General features: G+C 68.1%; 2 protein-coding genes. One reads left to right on the top strand and one right to left on the bottom strand.

Annotated elements, in window-relative coordinates:
- The coding region (locus tag M0R80_22865; GenBank protein MCK9462474.1) for a hypothetical protein at positions 1–991 on the bottom strand (991 nt) is incomplete at its 3' end.
- A 171-nt stretch (positions 992–1,162) separates the two neighbouring features.
- Between M0R80_22865 and M0R80_22860 the strand changes: the two genes are divergently transcribed.
- The coding region (locus tag M0R80_22860) for a hypothetical protein (GenBank protein ID MCK9462473.1) at positions 1,163–1,471 on the top strand (309 nt) is incomplete at its 3' end.

Here is a 1,471-nt window from a genome sequence, read left to right as displayed (position 1 = left end):
CTTCGCCTCCGCCGGCGGGCGCACCCCAACCCGGATCTCCCTCTCCCGGCTTGGCCTCGGGCTCCTTGGAGACCTGCCCGCCGCCCGTGAGGTTGAAGCTCATGTTGAGCGCCGAGTAGATGTAGAAATTGATGTACCGCTGCTCGCCGCTCCACGCGGCGCCGGTAGCGCTGTAGTCGAGATCCTTCGCCTCGCCCACGTCGGACTTGGCGAACGCGAACCGGAGGCCGAGGATGTCCGCGCCGATGCTGAACACGTCCGTGGCGAAGAACTCGGCGCCTATCGCGATCTGGAACACGAACGGCGACGCGAGATCGCCTATCATCTCGAGCTCGCGATCCACGGCCTTGTCCTGCGCGACCGACGTCTCCCACTCGTCGGAATCGTCGGCCCAATCCTTCCACGCGTCGTCGAGATCGTCTCCCTCGAGCTTCACCGGATCCGCTTCGTCCGTGCAGCTCGCCGCGATGTCGCAGGACTCCGGATCGTAGAAGTCGCTCTTCAGCGCGTTGCGGTACTTGCTCGAGCCGCCCTTCACCGAGGCGCCGGCGAAGTACGCGCCGACCGCGCCGCTCAGGTAGAGGCTCACCTTGCCGGGCTCCGGATCGCGGAACAGGTACTTGGCGCCGATCATCGCGCCGACCTGCCAGAAGTTCGTCGTGCTCGCGCGGACGTTGTCGCCGTTCACGCCGGGGAACGGGAACACCCGGTGCGAGAAGAAGCCGAAGTCGAGCGTCGCGGTCAGGATGAACTTGCGGGTGATGCCCCAGTGGAGGGCGCCGCCGAAGTTCGGGCTGCCGTACGAGGTCGACGACAGGAGCGTCGAGGTGTCGCCCGCGTCCACGCCGCTCGTGGACATGATCGGCTGCTTGTAGTTGTCCCACGTGAAGTGCGCGCCGACGCCCACGAAGCCGTCGCCGGCGTGCGCCGGGCCCGCCGCGAGGATCGCGAGCGCCGCCGCCGCGAGGCCGATTGCGAATTTCTTGAACATCCGTCGCTCCTTTCGCGCCGTTTGTGACGAAGCGCCCTTGCAAAGACCGTGAGCACTCGAAATACTCAAACAGTTCCGCGAAGATAAAGACACTTTGCCGCCGGTGTCAAGGCCGGGGTCGCACGGACAGAAAAGTGGCCGGTGCCGCCGGCGGCTGGTACCGTGGTGCGGATGCCCGTTCGAACGAGTGAGATTTTCCTTTTCATCTTCGTCGTCGCGCTCGCGGCGGCGGGTTGCGGCCCGTGGAGCGCCCGGCACGAAGCGGCCAAGGCGCCGACGGAGGCTCCGGCCCCCGCGCCGCCGGCCCCGGAGCTGATCGACGTCGCGGAGCTCGAGCCGTACTTCGCGACGGCGCTCGACGGCGAGGCGGCGCGCGCGCTCGTCGAGGATCGGATCGAGGACGCGCGGGCGGGCTTCGACGCGATCGCGGCGCTGAGCGCGGCCGATCCGGAGCTCGGCTCCCGCGCCCGCTTCCTCGCC

The sequence above is a fragment of the Pseudomonadota bacterium genome (assembly GCA_023229365.1).
Classification (GTDB): Bacteria; Myxococcota_A; Polyangia; order JAAYKL01; family JAAYKL01; genus JALNZK01.
This window is presented reverse-complemented; position numbering and strand designations above follow the sequence as displayed.